General features: G+C 67.0%; 22 protein-coding genes and 1 other RNA gene. 18 read left to right on the top strand and 5 right to left on the bottom strand.

Features of this window, described 5'->3' with window-relative positions:
* The first annotated feature begins 6 nt into the window (after positions 1-6).
* Positions 7-912 carry a hypothetical protein gene (locus ACE3Q6_RS10100; RefSeq protein ID WP_374431716.1) on the top strand — a complete coding sequence of 302 codons (906 nt, stop codon included), beginning with the start codon at positions 7-9 and terminating at the stop codon, positions 910-912.
* On the opposite strand, the gene ACE3Q6_RS10095 is transcribed toward ACE3Q6_RS10100, so the two are convergent.
* Positions 909-1,946 (bottom strand): pseudouridine synthase, encoded by a 1,038-nt coding sequence (locus ACE3Q6_RS10095; RefSeq protein WP_374431714.1) that lies wholly within the window; start codon positions 1,944-1,946, stop codon positions 909-911. The two genes, ACE3Q6_RS10100 and ACE3Q6_RS10095, sit on opposite strands and share 4 nt — an antisense overlap.
* A 54-nt stretch (positions 1,947-2,000) precedes the next feature.
* On the opposite strand from ACE3Q6_RS10095, the gene ACE3Q6_RS10090 reads away from it, so the two are divergent.
* Complete coding sequence (locus tag ACE3Q6_RS10090) at positions 2,001-2,465, top strand: nucleoside deaminase (protein ID WP_374431712.1); 465 nt, start codon at positions 2,001-2,003, stop codon at positions 2,463-2,465.
* Between the two features lie 367 nt (positions 2,466-2,832).
* On the opposite strand, the gene ACE3Q6_RS10085 is transcribed toward ACE3Q6_RS10090, so the two are convergent.
* Complete coding sequence (locus ACE3Q6_RS10085; protein ID WP_374431710.1) at positions 2,833-3,528, bottom strand: metal-dependent hydrolase; 696 nt, start codon at positions 3,526-3,528, stop codon at positions 2,833-2,835.
* 466 nt (positions 3,529-3,994) lie between these two features.
* On the opposite strand from ACE3Q6_RS10085, the gene ACE3Q6_RS10080 reads away from it, so the two are divergent.
* From ACE3Q6_RS10080 to ACE3Q6_RS10035, 10 genes are all read left to right on the top strand, one after another.
* Entirely contained in the window at positions 3,995-4,195 is a 201-nt protein-coding gene (locus ACE3Q6_RS10080; protein WP_374431708.1) for a hypothetical protein, read from the top strand.
* Positions 4,196-4,270: 75 nt separating this feature from the next.
* On the top strand, positions 4,271-4,558 hold the full coding sequence (gene gatC, locus ACE3Q6_RS10075; protein ID WP_374431706.1) for an Asp-tRNA(Asn)/Glu-tRNA(Gln) amidotransferase subunit GatC: 288 nt from the start codon (positions 4,271-4,273) through the stop codon (positions 4,556-4,558).
* Positions 4,555-6,039, top strand: coding sequence for an Asp-tRNA(Asn)/Glu-tRNA(Gln) amidotransferase subunit GatA (gene gatA, locus ACE3Q6_RS10070; RefSeq protein WP_374431704.1), 1,485 nt, complete (start codon positions 4,555-4,557; stop codon positions 6,037-6,039). Before gatC ends, gatA begins: the two co-directional genes overlap by 4 nt.
* A gap of 30 nt (positions 6,040-6,069) precedes the next feature.
* Entirely contained in the window at positions 6,070-6,825 is a 756-nt protein-coding gene (locus ACE3Q6_RS10065) for a hypothetical protein (protein WP_374431702.1), read from the top strand.
* The gene (locus ACE3Q6_RS10060) at positions 6,822-7,541 is read left to right on the top strand and encodes an N-acetylmuramoyl-L-alanine amidase (RefSeq protein WP_374431700.1); all 720 of its coding nucleotides are present in this window, start codon (positions 6,822-6,824) and stop codon (positions 7,539-7,541) included. The genes ACE3Q6_RS10065 and ACE3Q6_RS10060 overlap by 4 nt, the downstream gene beginning before the upstream one ends.
* A gap of 11 nt (positions 7,542-7,552) precedes the next feature.
* Positions 7,553-7,944, top strand: an RNA gene (gene rnpB, locus ACE3Q6_RS10055) — RNase P RNA component class A.
* Between the two features lie 135 nt (positions 7,945-8,079).
* Positions 8,080-8,730: an EF-hand domain-containing protein gene (locus tag ACE3Q6_RS10050; RefSeq protein WP_374431698.1), complete on the top strand. Its 651-nt coding sequence runs from the start codon at positions 8,080-8,082 to the stop codon at positions 8,728-8,730.
* A 100-nt stretch (positions 8,731-8,830) separates the two neighbouring features.
* Entirely contained in the window at positions 8,831-8,998 is a 168-nt protein-coding gene (gene rpmG / locus ACE3Q6_RS10045; protein WP_135448918.1) for a 50S ribosomal protein L33, read from the top strand.
* Between the two features lie 151 nt (positions 8,999-9,149).
* Positions 9,150-9,845 (top strand): VIT family protein, encoded by a 696-nt coding sequence (locus ACE3Q6_RS10040; protein WP_374431696.1) that lies wholly within the window; start codon positions 9,150-9,152, stop codon positions 9,843-9,845.
* 39 nt (positions 9,846-9,884) lie between these two features.
* Positions 9,885-10,412 (top strand): GNAT family N-acetyltransferase, encoded by a 528-nt coding sequence (locus ACE3Q6_RS10035; protein WP_374431694.1) that lies wholly within the window; start codon positions 9,885-9,887, stop codon positions 10,410-10,412.
* A gap of 46 nt (positions 10,413-10,458) precedes the next feature.
* Here ACE3Q6_RS10035 and ACE3Q6_RS10030 read toward each other — a convergent pair whose 3' ends face one another.
* Together ACE3Q6_RS10030 and ACE3Q6_RS10025 are read right to left on the bottom strand one after the other, a co-directional pair.
* Positions 10,459-11,196 (bottom strand): Bax inhibitor-1 family protein, encoded by a 738-nt coding sequence (locus tag ACE3Q6_RS10030; protein WP_374431690.1) that lies wholly within the window; start codon positions 11,194-11,196, stop codon positions 10,459-10,461.
* 130 nt (positions 11,197-11,326) lie between these two features.
* Complete coding sequence (locus ACE3Q6_RS10025; RefSeq protein WP_374431688.1) at positions 11,327-11,557, bottom strand: DUF1127 domain-containing protein; 231 nt, start codon at positions 11,555-11,557, stop codon at positions 11,327-11,329.
* Between the two features lie 124 nt (positions 11,558-11,681).
* On the opposite strand from ACE3Q6_RS10025, the gene ACE3Q6_RS10020 reads away from it, so the two are divergent.
* Positions 11,682-12,533: a LysR family transcriptional regulator gene (locus tag ACE3Q6_RS10020; RefSeq protein ID WP_374431686.1), complete on the top strand. Its 852-nt coding sequence runs from the start codon at positions 11,682-11,684 to the stop codon at positions 12,531-12,533.
* On the opposite strand, the gene ACE3Q6_RS10015 is transcribed toward ACE3Q6_RS10020, so the two are convergent.
* Positions 12,521-13,492, bottom strand: coding sequence for an NADPH:quinone oxidoreductase family protein (locus tag ACE3Q6_RS10015; RefSeq protein ID WP_374431684.1), 972 nt, complete (start codon positions 13,490-13,492; stop codon positions 12,521-12,523). The two genes, ACE3Q6_RS10020 and ACE3Q6_RS10015, sit on opposite strands and share 13 nt — an antisense overlap.
* A gap of 367 nt (positions 13,493-13,859) precedes the next feature.
* Here ACE3Q6_RS10015 and ACE3Q6_RS10010 point away from each other — a divergent pair, with 367 nt between their 5' ends.
* The 5 genes from ACE3Q6_RS10010 (at position 13,860) to ACE3Q6_RS09990 (ending at position 17,558) form a co-directional block, all read left to right on the top strand.
* Positions 13,860-14,222 carry a helix-turn-helix domain-containing protein gene (locus tag ACE3Q6_RS10010; protein WP_374431681.1) on the top strand — a complete coding sequence of 121 codons (363 nt, stop codon included), beginning with the start codon at positions 13,860-13,862 and terminating at the stop codon, positions 14,220-14,222.
* Between the two features lie 87 nt (positions 14,223-14,309).
* A complete protein-coding gene (locus ACE3Q6_RS10005; protein WP_374431680.1) occupies positions 14,310-15,107 on the top strand; it encodes an inositol monophosphatase family protein in 798 nt (265 codons plus the stop codon).
* A 112-nt stretch (positions 15,108-15,219) separates the two neighbouring features.
* The gene (locus ACE3Q6_RS10000) at positions 15,220-16,560 is read left to right on the top strand and encodes an 8-oxoguanine deaminase (RefSeq protein WP_374431677.1); all 1,341 of its coding nucleotides are present in this window, start codon (positions 15,220-15,222) and stop codon (positions 16,558-16,560) included.
* Between the two features lie 72 nt (positions 16,561-16,632).
* Entirely contained in the window at positions 16,633-17,214 is a 582-nt protein-coding gene (locus ACE3Q6_RS09995) for a hypothetical protein (protein ID WP_374431675.1), read from the top strand.
* 26 nt (positions 17,215-17,240) lie between these two features.
* Positions 17,241-17,558 (top strand): ribonuclease E inhibitor RraB, encoded by a 318-nt coding sequence (locus tag ACE3Q6_RS09990; RefSeq protein WP_374431673.1) that lies wholly within the window; start codon positions 17,241-17,243, stop codon positions 17,556-17,558.
* Positions 17,559-17,630 lie beyond the last annotated feature (72 nt).

The following is a 17,630-nucleotide window of genomic DNA, read 5'->3' as shown; positions in this document are numbered from 1 at the left end:
CGCATGATGCCGACCTCAGCCGAAACGGCGACCACCGGAGCCACGCGGGCCTGGTCCTCCCGCATGGCCGCGCTCAACGCGGGCTATCAGCGCCTGTTGGCGCAGGACCCCACGCGCCGCTCGCCCCGGATCGAGGACCTCCTCCAGACCTCCATGCCCGCCGACTGGTCGGTCCCGAACGAGATCGAGATCCTCCTCTCGCCGATGGTCACTGGCGCGGACCTGGACATGGAACTCGACCACGCGCTTCTCAAGGCAGCAGAGCTGGACGTGCCGGCCCTGGGAGATCTGGGCAAGCGCCGCGAAGGCCTCGCCCGCGACGCCGAGAAGCAAGCGCTTCTCGCCCGCCTTTTGCGCGACATCCACCTGCGCTACGCCGCCCGCCAGTCCGAACGGATCGAGAGGCGCCGGGCCGCGGGACGCCTCGCCCGCCTGGGCTTCCTTCTGGCTGGGGGCCTTGTGGCAATCCTCGTTGGCCCGGGCCTCGCGACAGGGGACAGCCAGCAGGTGCTGGCCCAGTACAACCTCGCGCTCACCACGGCTTTCGGAGTTCTGGGGGCCTATCTTTCACGGCTTCTGGCCTTCCAGAACGGCGCGGCGCGGCTGTCGGTCGACGATCTGGAAAACGGCTATGCCTGGCACGTCCTCCTGTTGCGCCTGATGGTCGGCGGGCTGTCGGCGCTGGTGGTCTACTTCGTCATCGCAGGACGCCTGATCGGCGGCGAGCTTCTGCCGCAGCCATCTGGCGCAGGCGGGGGGTTCGGACGGCTCTGGCAGGACTACGGGGCCGACGGCTACAGCGGCCCGACGCCGGGCTTCGCCAAGCTGATCGTCTGGTGCTTCCTTGCGGGCTTTTCCGAACGATTCCTGCCCGACAGCCTTTCTGCGCTCGAAGCGCGTGGCAAAGCCTAGCCCTTCTTCGGCCCCGGTCTCGGTCCGGGGCGCGCCGGCTTGCCTGACGAACGCGCCGGGCGCTCCGCTCCCAGGCGGTCCGCCTGCCGCGCGGGCGGGCGCGTGGCCTTCTGCCAGGTCTCGGACAGCTGCTTCAGCCCCTCGCCGGGCTTCAGCATCTTGCCCTTTGCCGCAGGCTTCGCGGCCGGTTTCGGCGCAGGCTTCGCCTCGGGCTTCCGGCCCGGTCGCGGTCCGCCAGGGACCTCGGCCTCGGACAGGCCCAACTGCTCGCGCAGGACCTTGGGCTTCACTTCCTCCACGTCGCCCGGCTGCAATTCGTTCAGCCGGAAGGGCCCGTAAGACGTGCGGATCAGCCGGTTCACCGTCAGCCCGATATGGGCCATCGCGCGGCGGATCTCGCGGTTCTTGCCTTCGCGCAGGCCCACCGTCAGCCAGGCGTTCGCACCCTGGTGGCGGTCAAGCTTGACCTCCATCTTCTGGAAGTGTTCGCCGTCGATGGTGATGCCCTTGCGCAGGGGTTCCAGGTCCGGGTCGGTCGGGTTGCCCTTCACCCGCACCCGGTACTTCCGCAACCATCCGGTCGAAGGCAACTCCAGCCGCCGCTTGAGTTCCCCGTCGTTGGTCAGAAGGAGCAGGCCCTCCGAGTTCAGGTCGAGGCGCCCCACCGACATCACGCGCGGCATGTCCTCGGGCAGGTGGTCGAAGACCGTGTCGCGGCCTTTTTCATCGGCGGCCGAGGTCACGAGGCCCTCGGGCTTATAGTAAAGCCACAGGCGCGGCGGTTCGGGCTGGCCCACGGGCTCGCCCCGGACGGTGATCTTGTCCTTGGCCGTCACGTTCAGCGCGGGGGAGGTGATGACCTTGCCGTTGACCTTCACCTCGCCCAGTTCGATCAGCCGCTCGGCTTCCCGACGCGAGGCGATCCCGGCGCGTGACAGGACCTTGGCGATGCGTTCGCCTTCCGGCGTATCGGCATCCTTCGGGGTCGTCTTCGGGGCCGTCTTTCGGGCGGGGGGCTTTTCTTTTCCGGTCATGGCCATCATCCTTCGGGGCCTTGGTGGCCGGGCGGGCAGGGTATCGAAGCGGGCATGAAAGAGCAACGCGAAGGGTTCCGGTCGTTCATGGCCCTGGCGCTGGACGAGGCGCGGGCGGCCGCCTCGCGCGGCGAGGTGCCCGTGGGCGCCGTGGTGGTGCGCGGCGAGAGGGTGCTGGCCCGGGCCGGTAACCGCACGCGGGAAAAGAGCGATCCGACGGCCCATGCCGAGATGCTTGCGATTCGGGAGGCCTGCGCGGCCCTGGGGTCGGAACGGCTGGTGGGCTGCGATCTCTACGTCACCCTCGAACCCTGCCCGATGTGTGCCGCCGCGATCTCGGCGGCGCGGGTGGGGCGGCTGTATTTCGGGGCGGCGGACCCGAAATCAGGCGGGGTCACGGTGGGGGCGCGGGTCTTCAGCCACCCGCAGTGCCACCACGTGCCCGAGGTCTATGACGGGATCGGGGCGGAGGAGGCGGAGGCGCTACTGAAGGGGTTCTTCGCAGGAAAGCGTGGATAGTGTCCACGGTGGACAAACGCTGGTTGTCCAATGATTCCAGTGACTTGGTCGCGGACGTTAGGGATTTGGAAAGGATTTGTGCCGGCGCATCCGGACATGCTCCGCCGCTTGGCAGGCGCTGTTCCCCTCACCCTGACCCTCTCCCCCAAGGGGAGAGGGGAGGCCTCTGGCTGCGTTTGTGCCAGGCCGGACCGGGCTGCGCGAGGGGCTGAGGTCGAGGCCTCCGGCGGGGATATTTGGGCAAAGATGAAACGGCGGGGCCGAGAAGGGGGGCGTGCCGATGGGGATCATGCTTGACCGAGGGTAAATGTCCTCGGTCAAGCTATTGATCTTGTTTGGGTCGTCGGGTTGTCCTGCGTGGACAGGGTCAGATGCGGATCGGGTCCAGGACCTCGTGCTCGATCACCTCGATCCCCGGCGGCAGGCCGGCCCGGAGCGCGGTCGCGTCCTGAGCGAGGATCGGGAAGGTCTTGTAGTGGCAGGGGATCACCCAACGGAAGTTGAACCACTTGCGGGCCGCCCAGGCGGCGCGTTCCATGTCCATCGTGTAGTGCCCGCCGCAGGCGAGGATGCCGATGTCGGGCTGGTGGAACTCGGCCATCCAGGCCATGTCGGCCATGATGTCGGTGTCGCCCGACAGGTAGATCGTGTGCCCCTCGCCCGCGATCATGAACCCCGCCGCGTCGCCCGCGGGAAGGAGGCCCTTTCCCCCGAAGTCGATCGAGGCCGAGTGGACCGCATGGACCATCGTCACCTTCGCGCCGTTGAGGTGCAGCGTTCCCCCCTTGCCGAAGCCCACCGTCTCGCATCCCTGGCCGTTCAGCCACTCCGAGACTTCATGGATGCAGTGGACCTTCACCCCCAGCATTTTCGCCAGCCGCGCCGCGTCTGAGGCGTGGTCGCCGTGGGCGTGGGTGAGGAGGATGTGGGTCGCGCCCGCGACGGCCTCGTCTTCCTTCCCCGCGGGGAACATCGGGTTGCCGGTCAGCCAGGGATCGACCAGCAGCACCGCCTCTTCGATTTCGATGCGAAAGCCGGAATGGCCGAGCCAGGTGATCTGCATGGGTCTCTCCTTCTTGGTCAGGCGTGGACATGTAACTTCAGGACGGAGCGTATCCATGACAATCGCAGAGCCGTGATCGCGCCCCAGGCGGGCGGAGCGCCGCCGATGGCTGTGGCCGGAGCAACACAGTGCGGCAGGATGTCGCGGACTGCGGCGATTTTGCGTGCGCGACTCACCAAACGCGGTTAAGCGGTCGGCCTTCGATCCAGGCGAGCCAGGGAGGCGGACATATGACTGCATATACCCGTCAAGGAATTTCCCTTGGACTGGCCGCTGGCATCTATGTCCAATCGCAGCGCCGAAACCGCGTCTGCTGACGACAGCCGGACCCGGGGCGCAAGGCGCCAGGGTCGGTCCATTCCAAACCAAATGACCGCTGACCGAGGGGCGCATCGCGCCTGACCCCGGTCGGCCCATTCCAACTTTTCACATGGGACCGGACGACCGCGCGTCGCCGGATGACATCATGACTCCGATTCTGCATGACGAGCGGCTGCCGCTGCGCGTGGCCCTGGACGACATCATCGCGGCGCATGGGCGCTGGCGGGTGCTGCTGGCATTGCTTCAGCCGCGTGACCCTCCGCTGCCGCCGCTTGGCCTGAACGACCATCTGCGGCGCGACATCGGGCTGGAGCCGCTGCCGCCACGGCGGGACCCGCTGCGGTAGGGGCCGCCCCCGCTTCAGCCGCTTGCGGGGCGGGGCGGGGGCCGCTAAACGGGGCGAAATCCAAGGGAGAGCCCGATGGCCATCGATATCGACACGGCACGGAAGGTCGCCAAGCTGGCGCGGATCCGGGTGGAGGAAGCCGACCTGCCCAAGCTGGCGGGTCAGCTTTCCGGCATCCTGGGCTTCATGGAGCAGTTGAACGAGGTCGACGTGACGGGCGTGGAGCCGATGACCTCGGTCACGCCGATGCGGCTGAAGCGCCGGAAGGACGAGGTCACGGATGGGAACATCCAGGCGCAGGTCCTGAAGAACGCGCCCGATGCGCGCGAGGGGTTCTTTGCCGTGCCGAAGGTGGTGGAATGAGCGCGAACACATGGACCATCGCGGCGGCGCGGGATGCGCTGCGGAAGGGTGAGATTTCGGCGGTCGATCTGACCATGTCTTGTCTCACGGCCATCGACGCGGGCGATGCGCTGAATGCGTTCGTGCACAAGACTCCGGAGATCGCGCTGGAGCAGGCGCGGGCGGCGGATGCGCGTCTGAAGGGTGGAGACGCGCCCGCGATGTGCGGGATTCCCCTGGGGATCAAGGACCTGTTCTGCACCAAGGGCGTGCCGAGCCAGGCGGCGTCGAACATCCTGAAGGGGTTCAAGCCGGAGTATGAGTCCACCGTCACCACGAAGCTCTTCGAGGCGGGCGCGGTGATGCTGGGCAAGCTGAACATGGACGAGTTCGCGATGGGCTCGTCGAACGAGACCTCGGCCTATGGCAATGCGGTCAGCCCCTGGCGCCGGAAGGGGTCGAACGTGCAGCTGACCCCGGGCGGGTCCTCGGGCGGCTCGGCGGCGGCGGTGGCGGCGGACCTGTGCCTGGCGGCGACCGGGACGGATACCGGCGGGTCGATCCGGCAGCCGGCGGCGTTCACCGGGATCGTGGGGATCAAGCCGACCTATGGGCGGGTATCGCGCTGGGGGATCGTGGCGTTCGCGTCGAGCCTGGACCAGGCGGGGCCGATGACCAAGTCGGTGCGCGATGCGGCGATCATGCTGCAGGCGATGGCGGGGCATGACCCGAAGGATTCGACCAGTGCCGACCTGCCGGTGCCGGATTTCGAGGCGGCGCTGACCGGGGATATCCGGGGCAAGGTCATCGGCATTCCGAAGGAATACCGGATGGACGGGATGCCGGCGGAGATCGAGGCGCTTTGGGCGCGCGGCGTGGAGATGCTGAAGGATGCAGGCGCGGAGGTGCGGGACATTTCCCTGCCGCACACCAAGTACGCGCTTCCGGCCTATTACGTGATCGCCCCGGCGGAGGCGTCGTCGAACCTCGCGCGGTACGACGGCGTGCGCTATGGGCATCGGGCGAAACTGTCGCAGGGCGACGGCATCACCGAGATGTACGAGAAGACCCGGGCCGAGGGCTTCGGACCCGAGGTTCAGCGGCGGATCATGGTCGGGACCTATGTGCTGTCGGCCGGGTTCTACGACGCCTATTACAACCGCGCGCGGAAGGTGCGGGCGCTGATCAAGCGGGACTTCGAGATGGTGTTTGCCGATGGGGTGGATGCGATCCTGACACCGGCCACTCCGTCTGCGGCGTTCGGATTGGGCGAGATGGCGGATGCGGACCCGGTGAAGATGTATCTGAACGACGTCTTCACGGTGACGGTGAACCTCGCGGGCCTGCCGGGGGTGTCGGTGCCGGTGGGGCTGGACGCGCAGGGGCTGCCGCTGGGGCTGCAGCTGATCGGGCGGCCGTGGGAGGAAGATGCGTTGCTGAATTACGCACATGTGTTGGAATCCCGCGCCGGGTTTGTGGCCAAAGCGGAAAAATGGTGGTAAGGGGCCGCGAAACGCACCCTTGAGGCAGTAATGAGCCGTACCTTCCCTCCCGCCGCTGGCGCCGTCATGGCTGCGCTTCTGATGGCGGCCTGCACGCCCACGACCACCGAAACCGGGTCAGGGGTGGGCTTTCAGGACTACAATTCCTACATCCGCGGGGCGGCTCCGGCCCCTGCGGGCGCTCCGGTGACGGTGCCGCCTCCGGGCGGGGCATTTGATCCGGCTGCGGCTGCGGCTGCGATCGACCGGGCACAGGGTGTGGCACCGGTGGCGGCGGCCCCGGTGGCCGTGACGCCGACCCCGCTGCCCGCGACCGCGCCGACCGACAGCACCAACCGCCCGCGTGGTGGGGCTCCGGCGGGGATCAAGGAAGAATCGGGCGAGGTGGCGCACAACAACACCGGCATCTCGGACGAACAGGACTTCAACGCCGTCTCGGCCCGCGAGACCATCGAAAGCGATGCTGAACGGATCGCGCGGAACCGGGCGGAATATGTCGTGGTCCAGCCGGGCGCGCTGCCGACGCGGCCAGGCGATACCGGGCCGAACATCGTGGAATTCGCGCTGGCGACCACCCACGCGCCGGGCGTGCAGATGTACAAGCGTTCGGGTCTGAGCGTGCGGAGCGCGGCTTCGGCTTGCGCCAAGTACCCGTCGCCCGACCAGGCGCAGCAGGATTTCCTGGCCAAGGGCGGTCCGGATCGTGACCGGATGGGCGTCGACCCGGACGGCGACGGCTTCGCCTGCACCTGGGACCCGCGCCCGTTCCGCACCGCGCTGCAGTGAACCTGACGCATCCCTCGCCGAACTTTGGCGAGAGGCGGGGCAGGGGCCGGGTCGAACTGGTCGTCCTGCATTACACTGCCATGCCCTCGTGCGCCGAAGCGCTGGAGCGTCTTTGCGACCCGCTGGCCGAGGTCTCGGCCCACTACCTGATCGACGCGGACGGGACGGTCCTTTCACTGGTCGATGAAGCCGCGCGCGCCTGGCACGCGGGGCTGGGGGAATGGCGCGGTGAGGGTGACGTGAACTCTCGCTCCATCGGGATCGAACTCGCGAACACGGGGCGGGAGCCCTTTGCCGAGGCGCAGATGGCCGCGTTGGAGCGGTTGCTGGCGGAGGTCATGGAGCGGCACGGGCTGGGACCCGAGGCGGTCATCGGGCACAGCGACATGGCGCCCGAGCGGAAGGGCGATCCCGGCGCGCGGTTCGACTGGCGGCGGTTGGCCCTGCAGGGGCTGGCGGTCTGGCCGGATGCCACGGGCGCCCCCCCACCCCAGCCCTCTCCCACGGGGGGGGAGGGAGGCGCTTCGCCCGACAAGTCGCGTTTCCTGGCTGACCTGCGCGCCTTCGGCTATCCCGATGCCGCGCCGGAGGCCCTGCTGGCGGCGTTCCGGTTGAGGTTCCGGCCCTGGGCGGCCGGTCCCCTGGACGAGACCGACTGCGCCCTTGCGGCGGGGCTACGGCGGTTTGCAGTTGACGCACCGCCCGGTGATGCCTAACTGACCGGCGCGCGGAGGGCTGGATGACCGCGGGGCCGCAAGGTTTCGAGGAAAGTCCGGACTCCCGTTGGCAAGGGTGCCGGGTAACGCCCGGCGGGGGCAACCCCAGGGAAAGCGCCACAGAGAAGAGACAGCCCTTGTTCACAAGGGTGATGGTGAAACGGTGGGGTAAGAGCCCACCGCGGGACGGGCAACCGGACCGGCACGGCAAGCCCCACCCGGAGCAATGCCAAATAGGGGCCTCGCGCGGGGCTGGTCGGGCGACCGATACCGCCGCAGGGACGCCAACGCCCGAGAGGCCCGGGTTGGCAGCTTGACCGCCGTGGCGACACGGTCGGCAGAGGAATGGTCATCCATGGGCGAAAGCCCGGGACAGAATCCGGCTTACAGGCTCTCCGCGCAATTCCTTCGTTTCCGGCTTGGCCCTTCACCTTTGCGTGCGATTGATCCTGGTCAACGCGCGACGCGGTCATGCCCTGCTTCTCTGCCCCCGACGGATGGCGCATGGCGCGTCACCGGATTGCAGGAGGACCGGACCATGAAACGAGTCTGCCTTATCGTGATGCTGAGCATCGGTGCGTCGTCGGCGGCACTGGCGCAGGGTCAGCCAGGCTGGGGCGGCGGTCCCGGACAGGGCTGGTGGCAAGGTTGGGGCTGGGACATGGGACCCGGTTATATGGGCCAGGGCCAGATGGGGCCGGGCCAGATGGGGCCGGGCTACATGGGGCAAGGCTATGACGCCGGGCCCGGCTACGGTGCTGGCCCCGGCATGGGTCAGGGCTGGGGCATGGGTCAGGGCTGGGGCGCCGCCCCAGGCGGAATGGGAGGCGGCATGGGCCGCGGGGCGATGATGGCCGGTCTCGATGCAGATCAGAGCGGCGACATTTCCGAGGAAGAAGCGGCGGCCCATGCCGAAGCGATGTTTGCGCTGATGGACGTCAATGCGGACGGCGCGCTGGAAGCGGGAGAGTTCGGTGCAGGCCGCATGGGAATGATGAACCCTTGGGGCATGGCGCCCGCGATGCAGGAGCGCCACGCAGCGCGCTTCGCGGCAAAGGACGGCGACGGCGATGGCAAGGTCACGATGGCCGAGTTCCTGGCCGCCGAAAAGGCGCAGTACGACGCCGCTGACAGTGATGGCGACGGGAAGGTCACGCCGTGGGAGTTGCGCGCGGCGATGTGGCAATAAGCGCGCCGATAGCGGTTGACTCTGCCGCCTGCATGGCTAAAAGGCGGGCTTCAAGGATTTCACCGGGGGATATGGATTCCCCGATGCAGAGGAAACGACCATGGCAAAGCCCGCCACCATCAAGATCCGCCTGAACTCGACCGCGGGCACCGGCCACTTCTACGTGACCAAGAAGAACGCCCGTACGATGACCGAAAAGATGGTCATCAAGAAGTACGACCCCGTGAAGCGGGAGCATGTCGAATACAAGGAAGGCAAGATCAAGTAAGATCGCGCCGACTGCAGGAATACGGGGCCGCGTCCGGTGGGATGCGGCCCTTTTCCTTTGACTTAAGCCAGCGCTGACGGCCGATCTGACCTATGTCATTGACCCGGCCCTGGTGACGGGCCCTTCTGGCAACGAACAGAGGAGCCGTGCGATGGAACGCAAGCACCGGGAAGAACACTATGTCGCGCGGGTGGGCTGGCTGCGGGCGGCCGTCCTGGGTGCGAACGACGGGATCGTCTCGACGGCCTCGCTGATCGTGGGGGTCTCGGCGGCCTCGGGTCGGGCAGAAGTGCTGGTGGCAGGAGCCGCCGGTCTTGCCGCCGGGGCATTGTCGATGGCGGCCGGGGAATATGTCAGCGTCTCTTCGCAGTCCGATACGGAAGCGGCGGACATCGCGCGCGAGCGGGCCGAGATCGCGGCCGACCCGGCCGAGGAGCTGCGGGCGCTGGCCGGGATCTACGAGGACCGCGGTGTCCCACCGGAACTTGCATGGCAGGTGGCCGAGGCCTTGCATGCAAAGGACCCGCTGGCGGCGCATGTGCGCGATGAACTGGGGATCTTCGAGCATACAGAAGCGCGGCCGCTGGTCGCCGCTGGGGCCTCGGCCCTGACCTTCGCGGTGGGTGCGGCCCTGCCACTGGCGGCGGCGGCGCTGGCACCCGAGCCGCAGCTTGCGCTCTGGGTGACGGGACTGTCGCTGGTCTTCCTGGCGCTTCTGGGTGCGGTGGGGGCCAAGGCGGGCGGTGCAAGCATGACGCGGGCAGTCCTGCGGGTGACGTTCTGGGGCGCGGTGGCGATGGCGGTGACTTGGAGTGTGGGGAAGGTCTTCGGCGCGGTCGTGGCCTAGGCCTTTCCTTTCCGCCGAACCGCCCCATCCTTCTTCGGCATGGCGCAGACGATCACCCTTCGGACGGCACTGCCGTCGGACCTGGCCGCGCTGGACCGGCTTCTCGGGCGCAGCTATTCCCGGCTGCTTGCCCCGGACTATCCGCCCTCGACCCTCGTGCTGGCGGTGCCGCGCTTTGCCCGCGCCCAGCCCGAACTTCTGCAGTCCGGGCGCTACTTCGTGGCCGAGGACGCCCAGGGCCGGATCCTCGCCGCGGGTGGCTGGTCATGGCGCAGTCCCTCGGGCCATGAGGTGGAGAGGAGCGGCCACGTGCGACATGTGGCCACTGATCCTGACGTCGTGCGGCAAGGCCTTGGCCGGATGATCATGACGCGGGTGATGCTAGAGGCGCGCGAGGCCGGGGTCCGCTGGCTGGACTGCCTGTCGACCCGGACCGCTGTGTCGTTTTATCAGGCGCTGGGATTCCGGATCATGCATCCGAAGGACTTGGCGTTGGGGCCAGGGATCGACTTTCCAGTCCTGCGGATGCTGGCCGATCTTGAGGAGGAGCTGCCCCGCAAAAGATGAGGGCCGGTCTTTCGACCGGCCCTTTGAGGTTTCGCTGGCCCCCGCGTTACTCGCGGTTGCCGAGGAACTGCAGCAGGAACATGAACAGGTTGATGAAGTTCATGTAGAGGTTCAGCGCGCCCATGATCGCGGACTTCGCCAGCCACTCTTCATCCATCGCCTGTGCGTGGGCGATGTAGTTGTTCTTGATGTTCTGCGTGTCATAGGCGGTCAGGCCAGCGAAGATCAGCACGCCGATCACCGAGATGGCGAAGGCGAGGCCCGAGGAGCCGACGAACAGGTTCACCAGCATCGCGACCAGAAGGCCGATGAGGCCGATCATCAGGAAGCGGCCAAGGCCCGACAGGTCACGCTTGGTCGTGTAGCCGTAGAGCGACAGACCCGCGAAGCCTGCCGAGGTGGCGAGGAAGGTCGTCGCGATCGAGGTGTCGGTGAAGGCCTTGAAGATCCAGGCCAGCGACAGGCCCATGACGGCGGCAAAGGCGTAGAAGAACAGCTGCGCGGCCGCTGCCGACATCCGGTTGATCATCGCGCCGAACGCGAAGACCATCGCGAGAGGGGCGAACATGACGATCCAGCCCAGGATGTTGGGCTGCAGCGTCATCGGGTCGCGGAAGATCGAGAGAAGCGCGTCCGACGTGCCGACCGCCCATGCCACGCCGGCGGTGACCAGCATGGCCACGGACATCAGCCCGTAGACCTTGTTCATATGGGCGCGAAGCCCTTCATCGATCCGGACGCTGGCGCCAACGCCAACGCTGCGGATCGTATCGTACTGAGCCATAGAAGCCTCCGATGTTGTCCCTAAGGGCAACGCCGGGGGGACCGGCGCGACCTCGTGCACAGAATATTGGGAACCGCTTGGTGCATTTCAAGAACCTTGGAGGCGGCCAATTTGCGGAAGTGTCAACTTTTCAGCCCTTCCAGTGCAGAGGGGAATCCCAGGCGGATTTCTCCGCCTCGGCTTCTGCCTCGGCCCGTGTCAGCCCGATGTCACGCAGGAGATGGTCGTCGAGGCGGGCAAGGCTCCGGCGGGACCGGGCCATGGCCTCGATGGCGATCAGGCGGGCGAGAAACCGGCCGGGAATGCGCGCCACGCGGGCAGGGCGAAAGGCAAGCGGGAGAGCAAGGCGGAAGCTGGTCATGGCGGGCTCCATCATTCGGTTTTGTCATGGGGCGATGCGGTCGCATCAGGATGCTTGAACAATGCGCCTTCCTAGAGCATGATGGAAACGAATGATTGTTAGACATTCCATCAGGATCCGTGATATGCCGCGCAACCTTGACCTCGCCTCGCTTCGTTCCTTCGTGACTGTCGCCGATGTGGGCGGGGTGACGCGGGCGGCGGGCTATCTGAACCTGACACAGTCGGCCGTCTCGATGCAGATCAAGCGGCTGGAAGAGTCGCTGGGGATGTCGCTCTTCCTGCGCGCGGCGCGGAAGCTCGCGCTTTCGCCCGAGGGAGAACAGCTTCTGTCCTACGGCCGGCGGATGCTGGCGCTCAACGACGAAGCGCTGTCACAGCTGGCAGCGACCTGCTGCCAGGGCGAGATCCGGCTGGGTGTGCCGCATGACGTGGTCTATCCGGCGATCCCGGGCATCCTGCGCCGCATGGCCCAGGCCTACCCGCGGGTGCGGATCAATCTGGTGTCGTCTTTCACCATCCTGATGAAGCAGGACTTTGCGCGCGGGGCGTTCGACGTGATGCTGACGACCGAGGATACTCCTGACCCGGGCGCCGAGGTTCTGTCGACGCGCGAGCTGGTCTGGGTCGGTGCCCCGGACGGCAATGCCTGGCAAAGGCGGCCGCTGCGGCTGGGGTTCAAGGACACCTGCATCTTCCGCCCGCGCGCCCAGGCAGCGCTGGAGGAAGCGGGCATCCCGTGGGAGATGGCGACCGGCGGCGAAAGCGAGCAGGCCGTCGAGGCGACGGTGGCGGCCGACCTTGCCGTGTCGGTCCGGCTGGCCAGCAGCATTCCAGAGGGCATGAGCCCGATCGGTGCCGAGAACCAATTGCCCGCGGTGGGCGACATGAAGCTGGCGCTCTACCGCGGCAGCCGCCGGTCGGACGAGGCGCTGGATCTTCTGGTCAGCGAGCTTCGCTGCGCTTACGGCTCCTGACCGACGCGGATGACCACTTTTCCGGTAGCCTTCCGTTCGCGCAGGAGGGCGAGTCCTTCGGGGAAGGCATCGAAGGGCAGGACGTGGCTGACATGGGGCCGGATCAGCCCCTCGGCCCGCCAGCGCAGAAGCTCGGCCATGCTGGCAGAGACGAGGTCGGGCGCGTGCGTCTCGTACCCGCCATACCAGAAGCCCGACACGGTAAGGTTCTTGACCAACAGGATGTTGGCAGGGATCTGCGGGACCTCGCCCGAAGCGAAGCCGATCGCCAGAAGTCGGCCGTCCGGGCGACAGGCGCGCATGGCGGCATCAAAGGCCGGGCCGCCCACGGCATCATAGACCACGTCCACCCCGCCTTCCGCCCGCAGCCGGTCTTTCAGGTCGGGCGCGTCGCTGTCGATCAGCACATCCGCCCCGGCCTCGCGCGCTACCGCAAGGCGAGCGTCCCCGCGCGCCGAGGCCAGGACCCGGGCGCCAAGCCGCTTGCCGATCTCGACCGCGGTCAGCCCGACGCCCCCGGCCGCGCCGGTCACGAAGAGCGTCTCTCCGGGCTGCAACCGGGCCTTGTGGGTCAGGGCAAGATGGGAAGTGCCATAAGCGATCGGAAAGCCCGCCGCCTCGGCAAAGCCCATCTCGGCCGGAACGGGGCTGACCCGGCTCGCCGGAAGCCGGATCCGCTCGGCAAGCGCGCCTGCGGCGCAGGTCGCCAGCACCGCCGTGCCCGGGGCAGGTCCCGCGGTCTCCGGCCCGAGCCTTTCGACCACGCCCGAGACTTCCATGCCGGGCACGAAGGGAGGAGTCTGCCGAACCTGGTACTTGCCTTCAATTGCAAGCATATCCGCGAAGTTGAGCCCGACTGCTTCCACCCGGAGGACAAGTTCGCCTTTAGCGGGTATTGGCTCCGCGATCTCGGACAGGATAGGCTTGCTGCCGAACGCGGGAACTTGCCAGGCGCGCATGGAAGACCCTTCTGTGTCGGGTTGTTTCTACTACCTACAGTGTGCAGGTTTTAACCCGCGTACAGTTTCTTGCAATGCAATGATCAAACTTTCGCAAAATGCGACAGTCCCTCGGAGCGCTATGCAAAATGCAACGCGAAATGCGATACCACTTTAGGGCGAGCGCTGATTCGGTCGTGCTGCCTGTGCGGGCAGGTCAGGACAACCACACCGTGTGTTATACGATTGTGTAATTCGACATGTCCAAAAGGACAGGTTTTGCCCCGGTTCCAATTTTTTTCACGAACTTCTCCTCCCTCCGAAAGATTGGCACGGAATTTGCTTATACAACAGCGAGGGGAACGGACACACGTTTTTGGAGTACAGAATGAAGCATCCCGTAGACGCACATGTCGGCAAGCGCATCCGTCACCGCCGTTGGATGGTGGGCATGACCCAGCAGCAACTGGCCGACAAGGTGGGCATCAAGTTCCAGCAGATCCAGAAGTACGAGACCGGCATGAACCGCGTCAGCGCCTCCCGCCTGTGGGATGTGGCCGATGCGCTGGGCGTGTCCATCTCGTTCTTCTTCGAAGGACTGGGTGAAGGTCAGGCGGCCGCGGCCTATGCCCACGGCGACATGATGTCGGACAAGGAAGCGCTGGAACTGGTCCGTTCCTACTACGCGATCCCCGAAGCGCAGCGCCGTCGCCTGTTCGACCTGGCCCGGGTTCTATCCGAAGCCGCCTGAAAGGTGCCTTGACCTCGTCCCCTGGGGCGTTTAGCGCGCCCCTGGGGCGGACCCCTCACGCGCGGTCCGGCAGGCCATGAGGACAGAATGCGGGTTTCCACGGGTTTGGCGTCCGAGCTGATCGCGACGGCGCATGAATTGGCGGATGTGGCGCGCGTTGCCACACTCTCCTACTTCCGGACGCGGGATCTTGCGGCCGAAACCAAGGAAACCGAACGCTTCGACCCGGTGACGGCCGCCGACCGCTTGTCCGAAGAGCGTATGCGCGAAGTCCTTGCCCGGCGCCGTCCAGAAGACGGTGTCCTGGGCGAGGAGTTCGGCGCACGCGCGGGGACCTCTGGCCTGACCTGGGTGCTGGACCCGATCGACGGCACGCGCGGCTATCTTTCCGGCACACCGACCTGGGGTGTGCTGATCTCGGTCCGGGACGCCGAAGGTCCGCTGTTCGGGATCATCGACCAACCCTACATCCGCGAACGGTTCGAGGGTGGCCTCGGTCGCGCCCTTGTCACCGGCCCCATGGGCGAAGCGGCGCTTGCTGTCCGCCCGCACCGACCGCTGTCGCAAGCGATTCTCTTCTCGACCTTCCCCGAAGTCGGGACGCCCGCTGAAGGTGCGGCCTTCCGGCGCGTGGCAGCAGGGGCGAAACTCGTCCGCTACGGCACCGACTGTTATGCCTATGCGCTGATCGCGGCCGGACAGATCGACCTGGTGATCGAAGCGGGGTTGCAGGCCTATGACGTGCAGGCCCCGATTGCGGTGATCGAGGCGGCGGGTGGCATCGTTACCGACTGGCAGGGCCGACCCGCGCTCGAGGGTGGGCAGATCCTGGCGGCGTCCAGCCGCGCGCTGCACGCCGAGGCGCTGGCTCTTCTGAACGGCTGAGCTTTCCTGCGGGCGGCGCTGCGGCTATACTGCCTCCGCCGTGCGTGTCCTTCTCCCTTCTGACGCGCGGTCCTGGGGCATGGAGCCGGGCCGAAGGGTGCAGGGAGCACCCATGTCCGAAACGCTGATCCGCAATGCCGACGTCGTCGTGACGATGAATGACCAGCGCGCCGAGATTGCGCGCGGGGATGTCCATATCCGGGACGGGGTGATCCTGTCCGTCGGGACCGGCCTTCACGCGCCAGGAGCCGAGGTGATCGACGCGGGGGGCTGCGTCGTCACACCCGGCCTGGTGAACACCCATCATCACCTCTACCAGACCCTGACCCGCGCGGTCCCGGGTGGGCAGGATGCGCTGCTGTTCGGCTGGCTGAAGACGCTTTACCCGATCTGGGCGAAGTTCGGGCCGGAGGAGATGTTCACCTCGGCCCAGGTCGGGCTGGCCGAACTGGCGCTGTCGGGCTGCACGATGACCTCGGATCACCTCTATCTCTATCCGAACGGCGCGCGGCTGGACGATACCATCGCGGCGGCGGAAGAGGTGGGACTGCGGTTCCACCCGACGCGGGGAGCGATGAGCATCGGTGAAAGCGCAGGCGGCCTGCCGCCGGACAGCCTGGTGGAACGGGAGCCGAAGATTCTGGACGACATGATCCGCGTGGTGGACCGTTTTCACGACCCCCGGCCGGGGGCGATGGTGCGGGTAGGCCTCGCGCCCTGTTCCCCCTTTTCGGTCAGCCGGGACCTGATGCGGGATGCGGCTCTGCTGGCGCGGGACAAGCGCGTGATGCTGCATACCCATCTGGCAGAGAATGAAGAGGATATCGCCTATTCGCTCGCCCAGTTCGGTTGCCGGCCAGGCCAGTATGCCGAGGATCTGGGCTGGACCGGGGCCGACGTCTGGCACGCACACTGCGTGAAGCTGGATAGTTCGGAAATTGAACTTTTTGGCCGATCTCTTACCGGAATTGCTCATTGCCCGTGTTCGAATTGTAGACTCGGCTCTGGCATCGCTCCGGTCCGTCAGATGCGCGACGCGGGTGTGAAGGTGGGGCTTGGCGTGGACGGGTCTGCCTCGAACGACGCGGGAAACCTTGTGGCCGAGGCCCGGATGGCGATGCTTCTGCAACGGGTGGCGCGGGGCGCGGATGCCATGTCGGCGCGGGAGGCGCTGGAGATCGCCACGCTGGGCGGTGCCCGGGTGCTGGGCCGCGAAGACCTCGGGCAGCTGGTGCCGGGCAAGCGTGCCGACCTCGCGATCTGGGATCTGCGGGGAATCGAGGCGGCGGGAAGCTGGGATCCGGTGGCGGCGCTGCTCCTCTGCGGGCCGACCCGGGTGCGCGACCTGATCGTGGAGGGGCGGCAGGTGGTGCGGGCCGGCCAGATTGTGACGCTGGACCTGCCCCGTCTTTTGGAGCGCCAGCGTCACCTGGCCCAGCGGCTTGCGGGGTAAGCGTCGGGTATTCCCGCCTTTCGCCAGGCGGGGAACCGGGCGATGGTCGCGCCGGACAGTCCGGAGACACCCATGCGCCTTGCCGCCCTGCTGCTGACCCTTGTCACCGCCGTCCCTTCGGGGGCAGAGACTTTCATCGCCGAAGCCAGCGGCAACTGGGCGGGCGCGTCCCGGCAGGGGTTCTACTTCCTTGCACGGCTGAGCCGGGCCGAGGACAAGCTGCGCCTGTCGATCTGGGGCGGGGCGCTGGACGGGGTGCCCGCGGGGACGGGCGAGCCGGAGTTCGACAACCCGGCGATCGAGCTTTCGGCCTTTGCCACGCGAGAGGCTCTGGAGGTGGTGGAAGGCCCGGATGGCAGCATCCTGCAGGTGGTGGTCGAGTTTGCCGACGAGGACGCCGAGGGGCGGTCCGTGACCCAGCTTCAGTTCATCGACAACCAGTACACGGTCGTGGGCTACTACAACCTGTCCCGCTTCTACAATCCGGGCGGTGAGCCGTTCACCCGGGAATGCGACGTCGATCTGTGGAACATGGTGGTCGTCGAGGACGGGGTGGAGCGGCAGTTGCAGCCGGTGGGCTTCGAGGCGCTGAATGCCAGCGACTGGACATGGGGCGCGGCCTACGACCGGGGCTTCTGCAGCCGGACGGAGTGAGGTAGAACCCTCCTCAGGAGGCCCCGATGTCCCACGATTATGCCGCCCAGCGACGCGACACCTTCCAGACCTTTCGCCAGGCGAAGGGGGTGAGCCTGCCGAAGACGGCGGTGGTCGAGTTCGAATTCTTCGTGGAGGAGAACGATGCCTCTTGGCCGGCCTTCGAGCGGGCACTGAAGCTGGCTGGCTTCCGGACGCGGCGGCTGAAGGACGGGATCACGCTGATCGCGTCCTATGGGCCGATGCCGGTCACTCCGGAGGCGATCTGGGAGCGGGAACACGCGGCCACGGAAATCGCGTTGAAGCACGACTTCTACCCCGATGGCTGGGAGCTGGCGGAGTAGCCCGTCCACGCTGGTTAGGGGTTCTGGACCCTTTGAAATCAAGGGGTTGTGCGGGCGTGTTCAGGTGGTCTT

The organism is Tabrizicola sp. (assembly GCF_041913445.1).
In the GTDB taxonomy this organism is placed as follows: Bacteria; Pseudomonadota; Alphaproteobacteria; order Rhodobacterales; family Rhodobacteraceae; genus Tabrizicola.
Note: the sequence above shows the minus strand (reverse complement) of the source record. Positions and strands in the feature narration are given on the sequence as shown.

Coding starts and splice junctions, on each gene's coding strand:
- ACE3Q6_RS10025 (WP_374431688.1), bottom strand. CDS start 11,557: ATGACCAGCTTCCGCCTTGCTCTCCCGCTTGCCTTTCGCCCTGCCCGC.
- gatA (WP_374431704.1), top strand. CDS start 4,555: ATGAGCGCGAACACATGGACCATCGCGGCGGCGCGGGATGCGCTGCGG.
- ACE3Q6_RS09990 (WP_374431673.1), top strand. CDS start 17,241: ATGTCCCACGATTATGCCGCCCAGCGACGCGACACCTTCCAGACCTTT.
- ACE3Q6_RS10095 (WP_374431714.1), bottom strand. CDS start 1,946: ATGACCGGAAAAGAAAAGCCCCCCGCCCGAAAGACGGCCCCGAAGACG.
- ACE3Q6_RS10080 (WP_374431708.1), top strand. CDS start 3,995: ATGACTCCGATTCTGCATGACGAGCGGCTGCCGCTGCGCGTGGCCCTG.
- ACE3Q6_RS10090 (WP_374431712.1), top strand. CDS start 2,001: ATGAAAGAGCAACGCGAAGGGTTCCGGTCGTTCATGGCCCTGGCGCTG.
- ACE3Q6_RS09995 (WP_374431675.1), top strand. CDS start 16,633: ATGCGCCTTGCCGCCCTGCTGCTGACCCTTGTCACCGCCGTCCCTTCG.
- ACE3Q6_RS10030 (WP_374431690.1), bottom strand. CDS start 11,196: ATGGCTCAGTACGATACGATCCGCAGCGTTGGCGTTGGCGCCAGCGTC.
- rpmG (WP_135448918.1), top strand. CDS start 8,831: ATGGCAAAGCCCGCCACCATCAAGATCCGCCTGAACTCGACCGCGGGC.
- ACE3Q6_RS10040 (WP_374431696.1), top strand. CDS start 9,150: ATGGAACGCAAGCACCGGGAAGAACACTATGTCGCGCGGGTGGGCTGG.
- ACE3Q6_RS10035 (WP_374431694.1), top strand. CDS start 9,885: ATGGCGCAGACGATCACCCTTCGGACGGCACTGCCGTCGGACCTGGCC.
- ACE3Q6_RS10020 (WP_374431686.1), top strand. CDS start 11,682: ATGCCGCGCAACCTTGACCTCGCCTCGCTTCGTTCCTTCGTGACTGTC.
- ACE3Q6_RS10085 (WP_374431710.1), bottom strand. CDS start 3,528: ATGCAGATCACCTGGCTCGGCCATTCCGGCTTTCGCATCGAAATCGAA.
- ACE3Q6_RS10010 (WP_374431681.1), top strand. CDS start 13,860: ATGAAGCATCCCGTAGACGCACATGTCGGCAAGCGCATCCGTCACCGC.
- ACE3Q6_RS10015 (WP_374431684.1), bottom strand. CDS start 13,492: ATGCGCGCCTGGCAAGTTCCCGCGTTCGGCAGCAAGCCTATCCTGTCC.
- ACE3Q6_RS10000 (WP_374431677.1), top strand. CDS start 15,220: ATGTCCGAAACGCTGATCCGCAATGCCGACGTCGTCGTGACGATGAAT.
- ACE3Q6_RS10100 (WP_374431716.1), top strand. CDS start 7: ATGCCGACCTCAGCCGAAACGGCGACCACCGGAGCCACGCGGGCCTGG.
- ACE3Q6_RS10005 (WP_374431680.1), top strand. CDS start 14,310: ATGCGGGTTTCCACGGGTTTGGCGTCCGAGCTGATCGCGACGGCGCAT.
- gatC (WP_374431706.1), top strand. CDS start 4,271: ATGGCCATCGATATCGACACGGCACGGAAGGTCGCCAAGCTGGCGCGG.
- ACE3Q6_RS10065 (WP_374431702.1), top strand. CDS start 6,070: ATGAGCCGTACCTTCCCTCCCGCCGCTGGCGCCGTCATGGCTGCGCTT.
- ACE3Q6_RS10050 (WP_374431698.1), top strand. CDS start 8,080: ATGAAACGAGTCTGCCTTATCGTGATGCTGAGCATCGGTGCGTCGTCG.